This window comes from Flavimobilis sp. BM9, from assembly GCF_058313055.1.
On record NZ_JBZEMO010000001.1, the window covers coordinates 311121 to 323452 of the forward strand.

15 protein-coding genes are annotated in these 12332 nt (G+C 71.5%); 8 read left to right on the forward strand and 7 right to left on the reverse strand.

Annotation, left to right across the window (positions count from 1 at the left end; translation table 11 throughout):
* Both AC4F3Q_RS01380 and AC4F3Q_RS01385 read right to left on the reverse strand, forming a co-directional pair.
* Positions 1–1137 carry a glutamate--cysteine ligase gene (locus AC4F3Q_RS01380; RefSeq protein WP_168446250.1) on the reverse strand — a complete coding sequence of 379 codons (1137 nt, stop codon included), beginning with the start codon at positions 1135–1137 and terminating at the stop codon, positions 1–3.
* Positions 1138–1139: 2 nt separating this feature from the next.
* A complete protein-coding gene (locus AC4F3Q_RS01385) occupies positions 1140–2387 on the reverse strand; it encodes a class I SAM-dependent methyltransferase (protein ID WP_491038413.1) in 1248 nt (415 codons plus the stop codon).
* A gap of 227 nt (positions 2388–2614) precedes the next feature.
* Here AC4F3Q_RS01385 and groES point away from each other — a divergent pair, with 227 nt between their 5' ends.
* Positions 2615–2911 (forward strand): co-chaperone GroES, encoded by a 297-nt coding sequence (groES, locus tag AC4F3Q_RS01390; RefSeq protein WP_168446248.1) that lies wholly within the window; start codon positions 2615–2617, stop codon positions 2909–2911.
* Between the two features lie 123 nt (positions 2912–3034).
* Here groES and AC4F3Q_RS01395 read toward each other — a convergent pair whose 3' ends face one another.
* Entirely contained in the window at positions 3035–3349 is a 315-nt protein-coding gene (locus AC4F3Q_RS01395; RefSeq protein WP_168446247.1) for a WhiB family transcriptional regulator, read from the reverse strand.
* A 308-nt stretch (positions 3350–3657) separates the two neighbouring features.
* On the opposite strand from AC4F3Q_RS01395, the gene AC4F3Q_RS01400 reads away from it, so the two are divergent.
* Genes AC4F3Q_RS01400 through AC4F3Q_RS01410 form a run of 3 tightly spaced genes read left to right on the forward strand, consistent with a single transcriptional unit; the run spans position 3658 to position 7262 of the window.
* On the forward strand, positions 3658–4737 hold the full coding sequence (locus tag AC4F3Q_RS01400; RefSeq protein WP_210727062.1) for a MerR family transcriptional regulator: 1080 nt from the start codon (positions 3658–3660) through the stop codon (positions 4735–4737).
* Between the two features lie 58 nt (positions 4738–4795).
* Complete coding sequence (gene guaB / locus AC4F3Q_RS01405) at positions 4796–6322, forward strand: IMP dehydrogenase (RefSeq protein WP_168446246.1); 1527 nt, start codon at positions 4796–4798, stop codon at positions 6320–6322.
* A 25-nt stretch (positions 6323–6347) separates the two neighbouring features.
* Entirely contained in the window at positions 6348–7262 is a 915-nt protein-coding gene (locus AC4F3Q_RS01410; protein ID WP_491038414.1) for a pseudouridine synthase, read from the forward strand.
* Positions 7263–7310: 48 nt separating this feature from the next.
* Here AC4F3Q_RS01410 and AC4F3Q_RS01415 read toward each other — a convergent pair whose 3' ends face one another.
* Together AC4F3Q_RS01415 and AC4F3Q_RS01420 are read right to left on the reverse strand one after the other, a co-directional pair.
* On the reverse strand, positions 7311–7679 hold the full coding sequence (locus AC4F3Q_RS01415) for a VOC family protein (protein WP_168446245.1): 369 nt from the start codon (positions 7677–7679) through the stop codon (positions 7311–7313).
* Between the two features lie 136 nt (positions 7680–7815).
* Positions 7816–8223: a RidA family protein gene (locus tag AC4F3Q_RS01420; protein WP_491038415.1), complete on the reverse strand. Its 408-nt coding sequence runs from the start codon at positions 8221–8223 to the stop codon at positions 7816–7818.
* Positions 8224–8302: 79 nt separating this feature from the next.
* On the opposite strand from AC4F3Q_RS01420, the gene AC4F3Q_RS01425 reads away from it, so the two are divergent.
* Positions 8303–8698 (forward strand): winged helix-turn-helix transcriptional regulator, encoded by a 396-nt coding sequence (locus AC4F3Q_RS01425; RefSeq protein ID WP_491038416.1) that lies wholly within the window; start codon positions 8303–8305, stop codon positions 8696–8698.
* Positions 8699–8727: 29 nt separating this feature from the next.
* Positions 8728–9399, forward strand: coding sequence for a GOLPH3/VPS74 family protein (locus AC4F3Q_RS01430; protein WP_491038417.1), 672 nt, complete (start codon positions 8728–8730; stop codon positions 9397–9399).
* A gap of 69 nt (positions 9400–9468) precedes the next feature.
* On the opposite strand, the gene AC4F3Q_RS01435 is transcribed toward AC4F3Q_RS01430, so the two are convergent.
* The gene (locus AC4F3Q_RS01435; RefSeq protein ID WP_491038418.1) at positions 9469–10317 is read right to left on the reverse strand and encodes an alpha/beta fold hydrolase; all 849 of its coding nucleotides are present in this window, start codon (positions 10315–10317) and stop codon (positions 9469–9471) included.
* A gap of 121 nt (positions 10318–10438) precedes the next feature.
* Between AC4F3Q_RS01435 and AC4F3Q_RS01440 the strand changes: the two genes are divergently transcribed.
* Both AC4F3Q_RS01440 and AC4F3Q_RS01445 read left to right on the forward strand, forming a co-directional pair.
* Positions 10439–11005, forward strand: coding sequence for a TetR/AcrR family transcriptional regulator (locus tag AC4F3Q_RS01440; protein WP_491038419.1), 567 nt, complete (start codon positions 10439–10441; stop codon positions 11003–11005).
* Between the two features lie 4 nt (positions 11006–11009).
* The gene (locus tag AC4F3Q_RS01445) at positions 11010–11702 is read left to right on the forward strand and encodes a GOLPH3/VPS74 family protein (protein ID WP_491038420.1); all 693 of its coding nucleotides are present in this window, start codon (positions 11010–11012) and stop codon (positions 11700–11702) included.
* 27 nt (positions 11703–11729) lie between these two features.
* Here AC4F3Q_RS01445 and AC4F3Q_RS01450 read toward each other — a convergent pair whose 3' ends face one another.
* The gene (locus AC4F3Q_RS01450) at positions 11730–12290 is read right to left on the reverse strand and encodes a helix-turn-helix domain-containing protein (RefSeq protein ID WP_491038421.1); all 561 of its coding nucleotides are present in this window, start codon (positions 12288–12290) and stop codon (positions 11730–11732) included.
* Positions 12291–12332: the final 42 nt, after the last annotated feature.

Here is a 12332-nt window from a genome sequence, read left to right on the forward strand (position 1 = left end):
CTAGATCGGGCGCCCCGCCCGCATCTCCGCGACGAGCGACCGCACGACGGCGTCGAGCTCCCCGCCGTTGCGCCGCGCGACGGCCCGCTGCCGCTGGTACCCGGCGCCCTTGCGCAAGATCGTGTGCACGCCGTCGAGCTCGTCGAGGCAGCCGAGACGCGCCGCGACCGGCTCGAGCTCCTTCAGGAGCTTCGTGACCGAGTCCCGCACGAGCTCCTCGTCGCCCTCCTTGTCGAGGATGAGGATCGCGTCCATGCCGTAGCGCGCGGAACGCCACTTGTTCTCCTGGGCGAACCACGGCGGGATCGTCGGGAGCTCCTTGCCCTCGTCGAGCTGCGTCGACAGGTGCTCCACGAGGCAGTGGTTGAGCGCCGCGAGGGCGAGCACCTCGGTGATGTTGGAGGCGCCGTCGGCGATGCGGGTCTCGAGCGTGCCGAACCGCGGCGAGGGCCGCAGGTCCCAGCGCACCTCGTCGAACTGGTCGATCACGCCTGTGTGCATCATGTCGGCGACGTAGCCCTCGAGCTCTTCCCAGCGCTCGAACTGGAACGGCAGGCCGGCGGTGGGGAGCTGCTGGAACATGAGCGCACGGTTGGAGGCGTAGCCGGTGTCCTTGCCGCCCCAGAACGGGCTCGACGCCGAGAGGCACTGCAGGTGACCGAAGTACGCGAGCATCGCTCTCGAGATCGGCAGGACCTTGTCGCGGTCCTCGATGCCGACGTGGACGTGCACGCCGTAGATGAGCATCTGCCGGCCCCACCACTGGGTGCGGTCGATCAAGGTGGCGTACCGCTCCTTGTCCGTCACCTTCTGCTGCGCCCACCGCGCGAACGGGTGCGTGCCCGCGCACATGAGCTCGGCGCGCAGCGGGTCGATGACGTCGCGGATCTCGTCGATCGCACGCTCGAGGTCGTCGCCTGCGCCGCGAACGGTCGTCGCGACACCGGAGACGACCTCGACGGTGTTGAGGAGCAGCTCCTGGCGGATGTACGGGTGCTGGGAACCGTCCGGCGGGGCGACGGCGTCGAGGACGGTCTGGGCGACCTGCCGCAGGTCGCCCGAGTCCTTGTCGACGAGCGCGAGCTCCCACTCGATGCCGATCGTGGAGCGCTCTGACCGCGCGAAGGGGATGTGCATGCTCAGACCTCCGAGCCCGGCCGCGGGAGCGGCTCGACGACGATGACGTGCTGGGCGCCCGCGATGCGGGTGAGGACGACGTGGCCCTCGTTCGGTCCGCGCAGGTCGAGCTGCTTGCGCAGCTGCTCGGGCACGACGGCGGTGCCGCGCTTCTTGATCGTCAGGCGCCCGACGCCGCGCTCGCGCAGGTAGGTGCGCAGCTTCTTGAGGTGGAACGGCATGACGTCGAGGACGCGGTAGCCGGTCGCGAGAGCGGCGTCGCCGCGAGGGAGCGGTGCCGACCAGCCAGGCGGGAGCGTGTCGGTCGTGACGTACGCGATCGTCGCGTCGACGAGCCGGCCGCCGAGCTCGCGTGCGGCGGTCGCGACGCGACCGGCACGGATGACCGCGCCGTCAGGCTCGAACAGGTAGGCGCCGAGGGGGCCGACCTCGACGTCGTCGTCGGACGTGACCGGCGCGAGCTCCCGGGACGCGAGGCCGCCGTCGGGCTGCGACGTGAGGACGAGGACGGAACGTCCCGGGCCCGCGGGGGCGACGGGGCCGAACCAGAGCGTCGCCTCGAGGACGTGCCCGTCGAGGGACACCCACTGCGTCTCGGCGTCGTCGGGGAGGCCCGCGTGCGGGATTCCCGGGCCCACCTTGATGCCCATCGCGGGCACCTGCGAGCGCAGGGCCCACACGGCGTCGAGCGGGGGCTCGTACGCGCGCGGGTCGAAGATGCGGGCGCCGCCCTTGCGACGGGCCGGGTCTGCCCAGACACCTTCGACGCCCTCGGCGGCAAGATCGGTCGCGAGGCCGTCGCCGAGGCGGACCTCGGACTCGGGGAAGAAACGGAGGTTGACGGTCGCGATCGCGGCGGTCGCCTCGTCGATGTCGGTCGCGAGGACCTTCAGGCCGACGCCGGCGAACGCCATCGCGTCGGCGCCGATGCCGCACGTGAGGTCGGCGACCTTGGTGATGCCCGCGGCGACGAACCGCTGGGCGTGCCGGGCGGCGACGGGCAGGCGGGTCGCCTGCTCGAGCCCGTCGGGGGTGAAGAGCATGCCGTCGGCGAACTCGCCGAACTTGTCGCGGGCCTTGGTGCGGAGGCGGGACTGAGTGAGGACGGCGGCCACGAGGCCCGCGTCGACGCCCTGGGATCGCAGCCGCTGGGACATCGCCATCGCGAGCTTCTCCTCGTACGGGGGCATCGCGCTGAGCATGGCCCACCCGTCAGGTTGGAGCAGCCGGGTGAGCGCCTCAGGATCCATGGACCGATCTTTCCACGGGCGCGCCGGGCGCGTGCTCCGTGTTCACCCAGGGCGTTGGCACTCGCCTTGACCGAGTGCTAAGTGCGTCCTAGATTTGGCGGTGGAACACCTCTCTACTGGAGGTGGAGCGAGACAGCGCCCGGTCGGCACCCGCGACGACGCCCGGGAAGGCGCTCGCTCGTCCCTCACACATCCGAAGCACCCTAGCGAAGGGGGAGGTCCGCACAGTGTCGGTCCCCATCAAGCCGCTCGAGGACAAGATCGTCGTCAAGGCGATCGAGGCTGAGCTCACCACGCCGTCCGGTCTGGTCATCCCGGACACCGCCAAGGAGAAGCCGCAGGAGGGCGAGGTCCTCGCTGTCGGCCCCGGCCGCGTCGACGACAACGGCAACCGTGTCCCGCTCGACGTCGCTGTCGGCGACAAGGTCATCTACTCCAAGTACGGCGGCACCGAGGTCAAGTACGCGGGCGAGGAGTACCTCGTGCTCTCCGCGCGTGACGTCCTCGCTGTCGTGGTCGGCTGACCCGACCTCCGCACGGCACGAAGCCCCGCAGCCTGAGGCTGCGGGGCTTCGTCGTGTCTCTGGCCGGTCGTGACGGGCGGTGCGGCACGTGCGACGAGCCGCGAGGCAGGTCGGGTGGTGCGCTCAGCCGACCTGCGAGCGGCGGATGGCGGCCTCGGTGCGGCGCGGGTCGCTGAAGATCGCGGCGCGGTCCTCCTCGCTCAGCCCGCCCCACACGCCGTACGGCTCGCGGATCGCGAGCGCCTGCTCGCGGCACTCCATGAGGACGGGGCAGCCCGCGCAGATCGCCTTGGCGGCGTCGGCGCGGCGGCGGCGCGCGGCGCCTCGCTCACCCTCGGGGTGGAAGAAGAGTGTGTCGTCGATGTCGCGGCACGAGCCCTCGTACTGCCATTCCCACAGCTCCATCACCGGACCTGGCAGGCGAGCGACCTCTGTCATACCCATCTTCCCCTTACGAACGCGGTGGGCCCCCCTGTTGGGCCGAGCACCGGACGTCGTGAACCGTACCAACCGATTCAGAGGTTGTTCAAGTGTCGAGCGGGTGATCTCTGGATGGCGGACATCCGCCAAAAATGGCCCCTGACGTGTCAGAACGCTCTCGAGTGCAGCATCGCGTCAGATATGTCCAAGAGTTGTTCACCCGGGTCGAGTGCGAGGTCAGGGGACGAAACGCTCACTTCGGGCCTCCCGGCGCGTCCCGGAGCGCTCCGGTGGAGTTTTGGCTCCTAGATGGGCAGAATCGGGGCATGGCACCCCAGCAGTACGGCGAGACGTCGGTCGACGGAGACCCTGCCGAGCCTGTGGAGCTGGCTGCGGCCCGTGCCAAGCCGGGCGTCGCGGTTGCCGTCGTGGCGAAGCGTCTCGGTGTCGCTCCGGCCACGCTGCGGACCTGGGACCGGCGCTACGGGCTGGGCCCGTCGGAGCGCTCAGCGGGCTCGCACCGCCGCTACACGCGGGACGACGTCCTGCGGCTGATGGTCATGAGGCGTCTGACGCTCGAGGGTGTCGCCCCCGCCGATGCGGCGAAGGCCGCTCTTGAGGCCGACATCGAGGTCGAGCGGGCTCGCCGCGCGAGCGCTGTCTCTGCGCAGCACGAGGCCCGACGCTCCGCGGCGACGCAGCACGAGGCGGAGCAGGGCCCCTCGGGCTCCAAGGTCGTCCACTTCTCACGGCCGGCGGCGCCCGCCCGGACGTCCACGCCCGCCGACGTCGTCGACGCGGCGCTCGCGCACGACTCTGACGCGACCGCCGAGCTCCTGATGATCTCGCCCGGCTCCGACATCCTCACGTGGTGGACCCATCTCGTCGTCCCTGCCCTCACGAAGCTCGGGGAGCGCACCGTCCTCGCCAAGCCGGGGGAGGCTCCGCTCCAGGTGCTGTCGAGCGCCGCGATGCGTGCCATCCGCGTGCGCCAGTCCGCGCAGGAGCACGAGGCAGGCACGCCGCACCCGAGCCAGATGCGTCGCATCGTCCTGATCTTCACGCCGCCGGACGAGCCGCAGCCGCTCGCCGCGCACGCTCTCGCCGCCGCGCTCATGTCCAAGGGCGTCATGGCTCGCATCGTGATGGGTCCCGCGGGCGCGCACCGTGCCCAGGAGGTCGTCACGATGGTGCGTCCGGCTGCGGTCGTGCTCATCACGCAGATGGTGCGGCCGGACCTTGCGGTCGTGGGCCAGCTCTGCGACGGCAACCCGGAACTCCCGGTGTTCGTGGCGGTCGCGGACGACACGGCGGCGGAGGACCTTCCGAGGTCGTCGCAGGTCCAGCGTGTGCGCAGCTTCTCCGGTCTGTTCCACGAGGTGTGCGCGGTCGCGACGCAACCGTGACGGTGCCCAGTCCTCGGGCGCCCGGCCCGCTCTCACGTGCCGGTCGTAGGATGGCCGCGTGACTGAGCCTCTCTCCGCCGCCGCCCCGCACAACCCCTTCGGATTCGAAGGACTGACGTACGACGACGTCCTGCTCCTTCCGAACGAGACCGACGTGATCCCCTCCGAGGTGGACACGACCGCGCGTCTGACGCGTGAGATCACGATGAAGGTCCCGCTGCTCTCCGCCGCGATGGACACCGTCACCGAGGCGCGCATGGCGATCGCCATGGCGCGCCAGGGCGGCATCGGGATCCTGCACCGCAACCTGTCGATCGAGGCGCAGGCCAAGCAGGCGGACCTGGTGAAGCGTTCCGAGTCCGGCATGATCACGGACCCGGTCACGGTCGGGCCGGACGCGACGCTCGCGGAGCTCGACGCGCTGTGCGGCCAGTACAGGGTGTCGGGGCTGCCGGTCATCGATGCTGACCGCCGCCTGGTCGGCATCATCACGAACCGCGACCTGCGGTTCGTCCCCCCGGCCGACTTCCCGAACCGCAAGGTTCACGAGGTCATGACGTCGATGCCGCTCATCACGGGCCCCGTCGGCATCTCCCGCGAGGACGCAGCGGCGCTGCTCGGCAAGAACCGCATCGAGAAGCTCCCGCTGGTCGACGCTGACGGTCGGCTCCAGGGCCTTATCACGGTCAAGGACTTCGTCAAGACCGAGCAGTACCCGGACGCGACGAAGGATGCGGACGGCCGCTTGCGTGTCGGTGCCGCGATCGGCTTCTTCGGTGACGCACTGGACCGTGCGGGCGCCCTGCGTGACGCTGGCGTCGACGTGCTCGTCGCTGACACGGCGAACGGCCACGCGCGCCTCATGCTCGAGATGATCACCAAGCTCAAGAACGACCCGTACTTCAAGGACGTCCAGGTCATCGGCGGCAACGTCGCGACCCGCGCGGGCGCGCAGGCGCTCGTCGACGCGGGGGCGGACGGCGTCAAGGTAGGCGTGGGGCCGGGCTCGATCTGCACGACGCGCGTCGTCGCGGGTGTCGGGGTGCCCCAGGTCACGGCGATCTACGAGGCGTCGCTCGCGTGCCGCCCGGCGGGCGTGCCGGTGATCGGTGACGGCGGTCTGCAGTACTCGGGCGACATCGCGAAGGCGCTCGTCGCGGGTGCGGACACGGTCATGCTCGGCTCGCTCCTCGCGGGCTGCGACGAGTCGCCTGGTGACCTCGTGTTCATCAACGGCAAGCAGTTCAAGCTGTACCGCGGCATGGGGTCGATCGGCGCGATGGCGTCGCGCGGCAAGAAGGTGTCGTACTCGAAGGACCGCTACTTCCAGGCGGACGTCGCGTCGGACGACAAGATCGTGCCGGAGGGCATCGAGGGTCAGGTGCCGTACCGCGGCCCGCTCGGCGCGGTCGCGTACCAGCTGGTCGGCGGCCTGCACCAGTCGATGTTCTACGTCGGCGCGCACACGATCCCGCAGCTGCAGGAGCGCGGCAAGTTCGTCCGCATCACTGCGGCCGGGCTCAAGGAGTCGCACCCGCACGACATCCAGATGACGGTCGAGGCGCCTAACTACACGGGTCGCTGAGCGTGCCCCGCACGTCGGGGCGCTCGTGAGCAGGCGGGGGCGGCGCCCGGCGCCGCTGCCCGTGCGCGACGGGCTGAACCCGACGCGCGTCGCGCTGCCGCGTGACGAGTCGTGGGGTTCGCTCGTCGGGTTTCTCGAGGCGCGCTTCCCGGCGGACGCGGCGCGTGTGCGTGAGCAGGTCGCGGCGGGTGAGGTGGTCGACGAGCTGGGGCGTCCGTACTCGCTCGCGTCGCCGTACCCGGGGGGCGGTCTCGCGTTCTTGTTCCGGGATCCGCCGGTCGAGGCCCGTGTCCCGTTCGAGGTCGAGGTGCTGCATCAGGACGACAACCTGGTCGTCGTCGACAAGCCGCACTTCTTGGCGGTGACGCCGCGGGGTGCGTGGGTCGCCGAGACGGTGCTCGTGCGGCTGCGCCGGGAGCTCGGGCTGCCCGAGCTGTCGCCTGCGCACCGGCTCGACCGCCCGACGGCTGGGGTGCTCGTGCTGACTGCGCGTCGCGAGGTGCGCGGCGTCTACCAGGATCTCTTCGCGCAGCGGGCGGTGCGCAAGGTGTACGAGGCGGTCGCGCCGGTGCGTGACGACGTCGGGCTGCCGACGGTCGTGCGGTCGCGCATCGTCAAGCAGCACGGGGTGCTGCAGGCGCGCGAGGTCCCTGGCGAGGTGAACGCGGTGACGCACGTCGAGCTGTTGGGCGCCGCGCCAGGCGGGCGCGGGCTGTACCGCCTGACGCCGTCGACGGGCCGGACGCACCAGCTGCGGGTGCACATGGCGTCGCTCGGGCTGCCGCTCGTGGGCGACGAGCTGTACCCGGCAGTGCGTGAGGTCGCGCCGGACGACTACTCGGACCCGCTGCAGCTGCTCGCTCGGTCGATCGCGTTCGACGACCCGCTGACGGGGGAACGTCGTTCGTTCACGTCGCGGCGCAGGCTCGCGGGCGCGTGACGCTGGTCTTGCCGGGAGGTGCGCCCTCCCGGCAAGAGGTACGGCGTGTCAGGCGTCTGCGGGGGTGTGGTCCTCGTAGAGGCCGATCGGGTTGCCGTCGGCGTCTTCGAAGACGGCCCACCACGAGGTCGGGGTGATCTCGGTCTTCGCCATGGCGACGGTCGCGCCGAGCTGGACCGCCTTCGCGAGGGACTCGTCGATCGAGTCGACCTCGACGTAGGAGCGGGGAGCGGTGAAGCCCTCGCTGCGCGGGGCGAGGCCGCCCCCGCTGATCTTGTTGGGCGCCTGCCACATCGGGTAGTCCTCGAAGCCGGGCATGGTGTCGATCTGCCAGCCGAAGAGCTCGCTGTAGAACGACGTGGCGCGGGCCATGTCGCTGACGGGGATGTCGATGTGGGTGATGTCGCCGTGAGCCATCGTGCGTCTCCTTCGGGATGGCGGTGTCCCTGACGGACACCGGACAGCCCCACGCTAGGAGGAGGCTCCGACACGGACCATGGCGGCTCCCCCTGGTGCTCGGCCAGGGGGAGCCTAGGCACGGTCGGGGCGCTGCTCAGTCCGTGATGGCGGTCGCCTCGATCTCGACGCGCACGTCGGGTGCGTAGAGCGTCTCGACGCCGATGAGCGACGCGGGCGGCAGTGGCAGGGGGAGGTCGAGCTCGCCTGCGGCGCGTTCGAGCCCGTCGAGGAGCTGGGGCATCTGGTCCTCGGTCCACCGCGTGACGTAGAGGGTGAGGCGGACGACGTCGGACAGCGTGGCGTCGGCGCCCCGGAGCGCGATGGCGGTGTTGCGCAGCGCTTGCTCGACCTGGCCGGCGAGGTCGGGTGCGAGCGGGGTGCCGTCGAGGTGGCCGCCGACCTGGCCTGCGACGTGTACGTGGCGGGTGCCGGTGGCGACGGCGACGTGGTGGTACGGGGTTCCGGTGGCGAGGCCGGGCGGGGTGAAGAGCTGGACGGTCATGGTGGTCTCCTGTCGATCGGTTCGGTATAAAGTTGATACCAAGTAGTTCCAGGACACTTCAACGAGACCAGGTATCGCCGTGGAGACCGCACCGCCCGCCGACCACACGCTCCGCATCGAGATGCCGCACCGGGAGCTCCTCGACCAGGTCCTCGACAAGTGGTCGCTCAGCGTGCTGAGCGAGCTGTGCGAGCGGCCGTGCCGCTTCAACGAGCTGCGCCGCGCGATCCCGACGGTCACGCAGAAGTCGCTCACCGCGACGCTCCGCCGCCTGGAGCGCAACGGCGTGGTCGAGCGGCGCATGGTCGCCACCCGGCCGGTGGCCGTGGAGTACCGGATCACGCCGCTCGGCAAGACGATGCGTGAGCCGGTGGACGCTCTCCTCGCGTGGTGCGTGACGCACATGCCGGCGGTCGAGCGCGCCCGGCAGGTGTACGACGACGTGCTCGACCGCGAGGCCACCGGCGACGGGTGACCGCGCCACGTGGGCAGTAGCGTGGGGGGATGCTGATCACCGAGGACCTTGCCCTCCTGCTCACGGACGACGCGACCGGCCGGACGCTGACCGATGCCGCCCGGGTCGACCTCTCGCTCGGTGGTGCGCTGCTGCTCGACCTGATCGGCGCCGGCCTCGTCCGGATCACCGGTCCGGGCGAGGAGGTCAAGCCCGGGAGGGTCGTCGTGACGGGTGCGGCGCCGTCGGGCGACGCGATGCTCGACGCGGGTGTCGCGCAGCTCGCCGGGCGCCGTCCGGCGAAGCCTCAGGAGGTCATCCAGCGGCTGCGGAAGGACCTGCGCCCGGCGGTGTACCAGCGCCTCGCGGCGCGCGGGATCGTGCGTGCGTCCGAGGAGCGCATCTTGGGGATCTTCCCGACGACGCGCTGGCCGGCGGTCGACTCTGCGCACGAGGCGCGTGTGCGGGCGGCGCTGCTCGACGTCCTCGTCGGCGGGCGCACGCCGACGCCGCTCGAGGCGACCCTGATCGCTCTGCTGCACGCGATCGGGCAGGTGCCGAAGGTCGTGCCGACGGACGCGATGCCGAAGCGCGACCTGGGGCGCCGGGCGAAGGCGGTCGCTGAGGGGAACGTGGCGGGCGACGCGGTCATGCAGGCAGTCTCTGCGGTCCAGGCGGGGATCACCGCGGCTCTGGTGGCGACGGCGGCCGCGGCGAGCTGACGCCGCGAGCTGACGACGAGAGCTGCCGGGAGCGACGCGACGGTCGCAGCCCGGCAGCTCGTCCGTCTCTCAGCGTGCGAGCAGCTCCGTGAGCGCTGCGGTGACCTCGTCGGCGTGCGTCCACAGCAGGCCGTGGGGTGCGCCGTCGATCTCGACGTAGGTGGCGTCGGGGAGGGCGTCGCGGAACGGGCGACCGGTCGCGTCGACGGGGAGGATGCGGTCGGCGGTGCCGTGGAGGATGAGGGTCGGCAGGCCGGACTCGCGGACGGCGGGGAGGTCCCCACGGAAGTCGGTGAGCCAGGCGGGGACGACGGCGTAGGCGGCGTCGGGTGCGCTCGCGGCGGCGGTGGCCCAGCTGGCGCGCAGGGCTTCCTCGCTGATGCGGGAGCCGAGCGTCTCGTCGAGGTTGTAGAAGTTCTCGAAGAAGCTGGTGAACCAGGCGAAGCGGTCGGCGCGCGCGGTCGCGGCGATGTCGTCGAACCCGGACTGGGGCAGCCCGGTGGGGTTGTCGTCGGTCTGCAGGAGGAATGGCTCGAGCGAGGCGAGGAAGCCGAGCGCGCGGAGGCGGGCGGTGCCGTAGGTCGAGACGTAGCGGGCGAGCTCGCCGGTGCCCATCGAGAAGCCGACGAGGGTGACGTCGTGGAGGTCGAGGGTCTCGAGGAGGGTGTGGAGGTCGGCGGCGAAGGTGTCGTAGTCGTAGCCGGTCGCGGGCTGGCTGGACTTGCCGAAGCCGCGGCGGTCGTAGGCGATGACGCGGTGGCCGGCCTCGAGGAGGACGCGCGTCTGGCGCTCCCAGGAGCGGCCGTCGAGCGGGTAGCCGTGGATCAGGACGACGGGGGCGGCGTCTGCGGGGCCGTGGTCCTCGTAGTAGATCTCGATGCTGGTGGAGTTCTCGGTGCCGGTGGTGATGTAGGCCATGGTGCTCTCCTTGTCCGTCCCTTCGGTGAGAACGGTCGTTCTCTCCGATGTCGACTACACTAGAGAACGAACGTTCTCCGCGCAACCCCTGCACGGTGACGAGAAGGAGAAGGGCAAGCAGATGGTTGACCAGAGCACCCGGGACGCTGTCGTCGCGACCGCCGACGACCTCTTCTACCGGCGCGGGATCCAGACCGTCGGCATGGACGAGCTGCGGACCGCCGCAGGGGTCTCCCTCAAGCGCCTGTACAGCGAGTTCTCGTCCAAGGACGCCATCGTCCAGGCGGTGCTCGAGCGGCGCACGGGCATCTGGCAGGAGTGCGTCGCGAGCCGCGTCGACGCAGCCACGACGCCCCGCGGCAAGCTCCTTGCGATCTACGACTACCTCGTCGAGTGGACCGCCGACGAGGAGTTCCGCGGCTGCGGCTTCGTCAACACGTTCGGCGAGATCGGCGCGGTGAACGACGACGTCGCCGCTGCCGTGCGCGCCCACAAGGAGGGCTTCGCGGCCTACGTCACCGGGCTCGCCGTCGACGCGGGGCTGGGGCCCGACGTCGCGGAGCAGCTCGTCCTGCTCGCCGAGGGCGTGCAGACCATGGCCGCCGTGACGCACGACCCGCGCTGGGCCGACGCGGCTCGCGCCGCCGCCGCGACACTGATCGACGCCGGGCTCGCGCCGGTAGCGTGACGCCATGCTCATCGCCGAGGACGTCGCCCTGCTCCTGACGGACGACGCGACAGGTCGCGCGCTCGTCGATGCGAGACGGCTCGACCTCGCCCTTGCAGGCGGGCTGCTGCACGACCTCGTGGCGGCAGGGCTGGCCCTCCTCACCGGGCGCGGCGAGGAGGTGCGTCCGGGCCGGGTCGTCCTGACGGGCGCGCACCCGATCGGCGACCCCCTCCTCGACGGCGGCGCGGCGCGGCTCGACGCGCAGAAGGCCGTCAAGCCTCGCGATGCCCTGAAGGCGCTCGACGCGGGGCTGCGTCCCGCCGTGTACGGGAGGCTCGTGGAGCGGGGGATCGTCCGCGCCTCGCAGTCGCGTGTGCTCGGCGTCTTCCCGTCGAGCCGCTGGCCTGCGCTCGACTCGGCGCACGAGAGCCGTGTGCGGGGCGCGCTGCGGGACGTGCTCGTCGTCGGGCGACCGCCCACCGCGGTCGAGGCGGCGCTGATCTCGCTACTGCACGCCGTCGGGCAGGTGGGTGCGATCGTTGAGGCAGGCGCGACGGTCGAGACGGGCGTGGTGCCGCGACGTGAGGTGGTGCGGCGGGCGCGGAGTATCGCTCAGGGGGATCCGGTGGGGCTCGCGGTGGCGAGCGCGACGGCGTCCTCGAGGTCCTCCGGTGTGGAGGCCGTGATCGAGCTCGCGGTGGCCGCGGCCGGCTGAGCGGGTCGGCCGGGGCCGGGCGTGCCGTCAGGCGGACGCGTCGGGGACGTCCGTGTGGGTGCGTTCCCCGCTCTCGTCGAAGATGCTGATGATCGTCGCGGGGTGGCTGCCTGCTGCGGACAGGGCGTGCGGTGTGCTCGTGTCGAACTGCGCGGACTCGCCGCGGCCGAGGACGAGGTCGCGTTCGCCGACGCGCAGCCGCAGGCGCCCGGATACGACGTGCAGCCACTCGAAGCCCGCGTGGGTGCGCAGGGGCGGGAGCTCTGGCCGGGGCTCGTAGGTGATGCGGTAGGTCGCGACGCGCGCGCCCTCGCGGGCGAGCGGGGTGACGGTCATGCCGTCGCGCTGGCGCGGTGTGCGGCGCACGCGGGGGTCAGGGGTCGCGGTGCGGACGAGGTCGTCGATGCTGACGCCGAGCTGCTTGGTGAGCGGGAGGAGCAGCTCGAGGCTCGCCTGGCGCTTGCCTGACTCGAGGCGCGAGAGCGTGCTGACGGACATCCCGGCGCGGCCGGCGAGGTCTGCCAGGGTCCATCCGCGGGCGGTGCGCGCGTCCCGCAGGCGGGGGCCGACGAGCCTCAGTTCTTCCACGACTCTCCCCTGCTTGCCATTACCGCAAAGACCATTGCCATG